We start from the raw sequence: 5439 nt of genomic DNA on the forward strand, positions 1-5439 counted from the left end.
TGGCACGGCTGCACTCAGCCTGTTTTACCGGCGATGTGTTGGGCAGTTTGAAATGTGATTGCGGGCCGCAGCTGCAGGCCGCTCTGGGGTTTATGGGCGCAGAAGGCAACGGTGTGTTGCTGTACCTCAACCAAGAAGGGCGCGGCATTGGATTGGCCAACAAAATGCGGGCCTATTCCCTGCAAGATCAGGGGTTTGACACGGTGGAAGCCAACCACCGGTTGGGCTTTGAGGATGATGAGCGCGATTTCCGGATTGGGGCAAAAATCCTTCAGGAAATGGGCTTTTCCTCAGTCCGGCTGCTGACCAATAACCCGCGTAAGATTGCAATGATGGAAAAAGCAGGCGTGGCCGTGGCGGAGCGGGTGGCGCTTAAAGTGGGTGAGAACGCCCACAATCAGGCGTATTTGGCCACCAAAGCGCAGAAGTCGGGACATATGTTGTGACGCCAAATGATCTGGTTCTGACCCCACGTGGGGTGCGCTTTATGGGGCGCTATTTCCCATGCAGCATTGGCAAAGGTGGCATCCGTCAGGATAAACGTGAGGGTGATGGGGCAACCCCTGTGGGTGCGCATCACGTCACCGGACTGCTGTATCGTGCGGACCGTGTGGCTCAACCTGCACCGTGGGCGTTCGCAATCGGCAAAGACGATCTGTGGTCCGATGCGTCAGAGGATGCGGACTACAATCAACTGGTGCGCGCACCTTATGCGGCAAGTCATGAGAAACTGCACCGCAGTGATCCGCTCTATGACGTGATTTTGCTCACCGATTGGAATTGGCCGGAGGCAGAAGCGGGCCGTGGCTCCGCGATTTTTCTGCACCAGTGGCGGCGGTCGGGATATCCAACAGAAGGCTGCATTGCCTTTGATCGCAATCACTTACATTGGATCGCGGCCCGAGCAAAGCCGGGCACGCGGGTGATTGTCACTCCAGCTTAAGTGGCCCGGGCACCAAAAATGGCAGAGCCAACACGCACATGTGTTGCGCCCAAAGCGACAGCGCGTTCATAGTCGCTGCTCATGCCCATGGATAGGCCTACGAGGCCATTGCGGGCCGCCAGTTTGGCAAGCAGAGCAAAATGCAGTGACGGCTCTTCGTTTGCCGGCGGGATACACATCAGGCCAACTACCGGCAAATCCAGCGCACGACATTCGGTGACAAAGCCATCAACATCCGCCAAAAGCACGCCAGACTTCTGTTCCTCTTCACCGGTGTTCACCTGAATGAACAAGTCCGGGCACGTGCCCTCTTCTTGCGCAAGGCGGGCAAGAGTATTGGCCAGTTTTGGACGATCGAGCGAATGGATGGCATCAAACAGGGTAATGGCCTGACGGGCTTTGTTGGTTTGCAACGGGCCCAGCAAGTGAACTTCGGCGTCTGGGTAGGTTTCGCGGAAGGTGGGCCATTTGCCCGCAGCTTCCTGCACCTGGTTTTCGCCAAAAAGGCGGTGGCCCTCTGTCAGAACTGCCTCCACCACATCATCCGGTTGGCGCTTGCTGACCGCGATCAATTTGGTGTCGCCAGACGGACGCCCGGCAGCGGATTCGGATTTGGCAATGCGGCGTTGAATTTCGGAGAGCGACATGGACAGGCCTCTTGTTGGTGCTGCCCTGCAAAAATCATGGTTTTGCACAAAAAGAAAGGGGCAGGCTCTTGCGAGCCCGCCCCAAAGACTTGGTGTGGTTCAGCTATTAGAAGCTGAAGGTCACGCCTGCGTCTGCTTGGGTCTTGCCAGCTTTGTTGGAACCAACGCCTGCTGCCAGAGATACGCCGCCACCCAGGGAGTGCGCGTAGCCGATGCCGTAGGAAGTGTCGTTGGCAGCTGCACCACCGGTGGACACGAAGCCAGTTACGGAGCCAGCTGCGGACACAGCGTATGCACCGGACAGACCAACCATGATGTCGCCACCAGCGTTGTCGTTGGAGTCGTTGTCACCAACCAGAGCGGTGTAGGAGAAGTCACCGAAGGAACCGTCAGCACCGATCGCCCACTGGGAACCAGCGTTGGCGTGTGCGTCAGCGTTGTCGCCGTACATTGCACCAATGCGGTGTGCGCCGAAGTTGTAGCCGGCACCGATCTGCCAGGACTCATCGGAGCCTGCGATGTTGGTGTCGTTCAGTGTGTAAGACGCGTTCACAGTGAAGTCGCTGATGGAGTACAGGCCTTTGATGGTCTGTGCGTCAGATGCGCCAGCACCGAAACCTTCTTTGCGGAAGCCTTCGAAGTTTGCTGCCTGGTCCAAGAAACCAGTGTAGCCAACGCCGTTACCACCCCAAGACACTACGTCACCGGAATCGAACACGTCAGAGACGGAACCAACGTCTACACGGAAGCCGCCGGTGGATACTGCGAAGCCAGCTGCGCCTGCGCCGCCGGTTGCGCCTGCACCGTTGTTGGCTGCATCGTCAGCCTGCCAACGAATACGGCCTTCGAACTTAACGCCACCGTCAGTTTCGGTCACGCCGTTTACGGTCAGACGGAAGCGGTGGTCCAGCATGGTGTCGTTAGCTGCGTCTTCGGTGTATGTAACACCCAAGCGGCCGGAGCCAGACCATGTCAGTTCAGCGGCGGCAACGCCAGCGGTAGCAACGAGTGCAGTCGATGCGAAGAGAATCTTTTTCATGATTTTTTCCCTCGGATTTCCAATTCATGCGCCCAACCTGGAGAATCCCAGATCAGGTATGCCGTAGTCTCTCGCTCTTTTGGGGGTGTTTTGGCAAGCACGGCGCGAAGCTTTAAGAGAAGATGACCAGACGTGATGCAGACATGCCACAGTTGGTTTTCCCAAGCAAAAAACCGCCGATAGATTAACCAATAAGCAGGGTTGAAGCATTTCTCTGCTGAACCTGTCGCGTCCCTATATAAGGCGTAAGACTCTTGCCCAATGCGTAGGGGTTGGCTAGGACGGGTACAAACCACGTCTTGAGGCAGTTTTATGGAACTATACCGTCGTCCCGCCCTGTTGGCCGCACTTGTTGCTGCGCTGAGTGTAAGCGCCTGTGGCAATAGGGATAAAAACCCGACCGGCCTTTTGGCGGATGGCCGCACAACGGAATACAGCCAGGAACGCGAAACCATCTGGGACATCTTTGGACCGGACAATTCGGACGAGACTGTGCGGGTGAACAAATACCTGTGGGCCGCGTCGATGGAAGTTTTGGACTTCCTGCCGGTTCAGACGGTTGATCCTTTTAGTGGCGTGATCTCCACCGGATATGGCACACCACCCGGTGGCGGACGGTCGTATCGCGCAACAATCTATATTCGTGATTCCTCGTTGGATGCGCGCTCGCTGAATGTGGCCTTACAGTCCAGCGGTGGCCGCGCGGTGCCGGAAAGCACAGCGCGAGCGGTTGAAGATGCGATCCTGACACGCGCACGGCAAATCCGGATCGCCGATCGCAAGATCTGATCTGACGAATACTGATTTTCAGAAGCCGCAGCCTTAGGACTGCGGCTTTTTTGATTCAGCTGCGCAACGCGCCCGGGGGCATATCGTGCAGCTTCTGAATCCACTCCAGTTGCTTGGGCAGGCAGCAGCTTTGCAGATCATAGTTTTCCACCGCAAAGGCGCGAGAGGCCTTCGCCATATTGGCGCGCATGTCGGGATCATCCAGGACGGTGCAAATTTCTTCGATCATGCGATTGCCTTCGAAAAACGGAAACAGACGGCCGGTTTCGCCATGGGCAATGACCTCCGTGACCGGCGACGTGTCGCTGGCGATGATTGGCGCGCCGATGGCCATGGCCTCCATCAGCGACCAGCTCAGCACAAAAGGATATGTCAGATAGACATGTGCACGGCTGATTTGCAGCATGGAGAGGAAGGTGTCGTAAGGCACTTTGCCCAAGAAATGCACGCGCTCCCAATTGGGGGTCGGGATTTGTCCCCGCACTTCGTCAATATAGATTTGTTTCCAGGTTTGCCCCTTGGGTGGGGCCGCGCCGTAGCTGACCTCATCCCCGCCAACAATAAGGACACGCGCATTGGGGCGCTGTTTTAGTAGTTCCGGCAGGGCACGCATAAAGATGTGGTAGCCGCGATACGGCTCCAAGTTGCGATTCACAAAGGTGATGACCTCGTCATCCCCCGTCAGCACGCTGCCATCTTCTAAGGTCAGAGACGCGTCAGGGTTGGCGCGCACCACATCAGTGTCGATCCCGTCATGAATGACACTGATCATCTCTTTGTATTCCGGTGGGAAGGTATCTGCCTGAAACTTAGTCGGGCTGATGCCGAGGTCCGCCGATTGATGGTGCATCATGTTGTTGAGGTTCTTCAGGCGCAGGCGGATGGAATCGGTGTCGGCGTTTTGCCTGGGGAATTCTGGATCAAAATGCGTGTCGGTGTCGTGCAGCGCATAATAGAGCTCACAATAGAGACCGATCCGCGCAGTGGGCCAGAGATCGCGCAGGAACATCGATTCTCCCCATCCGGGGTGCGCGACAATCACATCCGGAGTGTAATCTTCTTGATCGCGCAGACGGCGGGCAGCGGCATAACAGGCCTCAGCCCGCAGCACTTTGGTTTCAAAGTCCACCATCCATGGGTGCAGCCCTTGGGCCGGCTTGCGTTTGATCTGATAGGGGTAGAGCTCCACTCCTTGCCACTTGCCACGCCCTTTGGCGCGCAATGTGATCGAGCGCACATCATGGCCCCGCGCAACCAGTTCCGGTGCCAGATGTTTGAACTGTCCGGGGAAATTCTGGTGGATAAAGAGGATTTTCACGCCAACGACCTGTCTCAAATTTTCTTCTTATGAGGGTATAGCGTGAAAATTGGCCGTCGTAAGCCATGGGATAGGTCAAATTGCGGCGCTTCTGACTGGACCAAGGGGCGCGGGCGGCCTATCACCTTGCGCAACCCGCGCCACGCTTTTGAGGTGGCTGACACGAATAGATGAAAAGGTGCCACCGCATGTCGCGCTATAGCCCCGCAGAGATTGAAGCCCGCTGGCAAGAGGCCTGGGCCAAAACCGAGACCTTCAAGGCCGTTCGGGATGAGAGCAAACCCAAGTATTACGTGCTGGAGATGTTCCCATACCCGTCGGGCAAGCTGCACATGGGCCACGTGCGCAACTACACCATGGGCGACGTGATCGCGCGGTATAAGATTTCCACGGGGCACAATGTGCTGCACCCGATGGGCTTTGACGCCTTTGGTATGCCAGCCGAAAACGCCGCGATGGCGTCGGGCGGTCACCCGAAAGATTGGACCTATTCCAACATCGACACAATGGTTGAGCAGATGAAGCCATTGGGCCTGTCGCTGGATTGGTCGCGTATGTTTGCCACCTGTGACGAGGACTACTATGGTCAACAGCAGGCGCTGTTCCTCGACTTCCTGCAAGAAGGTCTGGTGTATCGCAAAAACGCGGTGGTGAACTGGGATCCGGTGGACATGACTGTGCTCGCGAACGAGCAGGTTGAAGC

At 56.8% G+C, this 5439-nt stretch carries 7 protein-coding genes; 4 read left to right on the top strand and 3 right to left on the bottom strand.

Annotated elements, in window-relative coordinates:
* Together ribA and QZ517_RS19410 are read left to right on the top strand one after the other, a co-directional pair.
* Positions 1-446, top strand: a 446-nt coding sequence (gene ribA, locus QZ517_RS19405; RefSeq protein WP_294230491.1) for a GTP cyclohydrolase II, incomplete at its 5' end; no start/stop codon positions are given.
* On the top strand, positions 443-943 hold the full coding sequence (locus QZ517_RS19410; protein ID WP_294230494.1) for a L,D-transpeptidase family protein: 501 nt from the start codon (positions 443-445) through the stop codon (positions 941-943). The genes ribA and QZ517_RS19410, both read left to right, overlap by 4 nt.
* On the opposite strand, the gene QZ517_RS19415 is transcribed toward QZ517_RS19410, so the two are convergent.
* Together QZ517_RS19415 and QZ517_RS19420 are read right to left on the bottom strand one after the other, a co-directional pair.
* The gene (locus QZ517_RS19415; RefSeq protein ID WP_294230496.1) at positions 940-1590 is read right to left on the bottom strand and encodes a YggS family pyridoxal phosphate-dependent enzyme; all 651 of its coding nucleotides are present in this window, start codon (positions 1588-1590) and stop codon (positions 940-942) included. The two genes, QZ517_RS19410 and QZ517_RS19415, sit on opposite strands and share 4 nt — an antisense overlap.
* Before the next feature lie 106 nt (positions 1591-1696).
* The gene (locus QZ517_RS19420; protein ID WP_294230499.1) at positions 1697-2629 is read right to left on the bottom strand and encodes a porin; all 933 of its coding nucleotides are present in this window, start codon (positions 2627-2629) and stop codon (positions 1697-1699) included.
* Between the two features lie 312 nt (positions 2630-2941).
* Here QZ517_RS19420 and QZ517_RS19425 point away from each other — a divergent pair, with 312 nt between their 5' ends.
* On the top strand, positions 2942-3418 hold the full coding sequence (locus tag QZ517_RS19425) for a DUF3576 domain-containing protein (protein WP_283423993.1): 477 nt from the start codon (positions 2942-2944) through the stop codon (positions 3416-3418).
* Between the two features lie 55 nt (positions 3419-3473).
* Here QZ517_RS19425 and QZ517_RS19430 read toward each other — a convergent pair whose 3' ends face one another.
* The gene (locus tag QZ517_RS19430) at positions 3474-4754 is read right to left on the bottom strand and encodes a glycosyltransferase (protein ID WP_366766411.1); all 1281 of its coding nucleotides are present in this window, start codon (positions 4752-4754) and stop codon (positions 3474-3476) included.
* Positions 4755-4924: 170 nt separating this feature from the next.
* On the opposite strand from QZ517_RS19430, the gene QZ517_RS19435 reads away from it, so the two are divergent.
* On the top strand, positions 4925-5439 hold a 515-nt coding region (locus QZ517_RS19435; RefSeq protein WP_294230504.1), incomplete at its 3' end, for a class I tRNA ligase family protein.

This window comes from uncultured Shimia sp. (assembly GCF_913054185.1).
In the GTDB taxonomy this organism is placed as follows: Bacteria; Pseudomonadota; Alphaproteobacteria; order Rhodobacterales; family Rhodobacteraceae; genus Shimia.

Coding starts and splice junctions, on each gene's coding strand:
- QZ517_RS19415 (WP_294230496.1), bottom strand. CDS start 1,590: ATGTCGCTCTCCGAAATTCAACGCCGCATTGCCAAATCCGAATCCGCT.
- QZ517_RS19425 (WP_283423993.1), top strand. CDS start 2,942: ATGGAACTATACCGTCGTCCCGCCCTGTTGGCCGCACTTGTTGCTGCG.
- QZ517_RS19420 (WP_294230499.1), bottom strand. CDS start 2,629: ATGAAAAAGATTCTCTTCGCATCGACTGCACTCGTTGCTACCGCTGGC.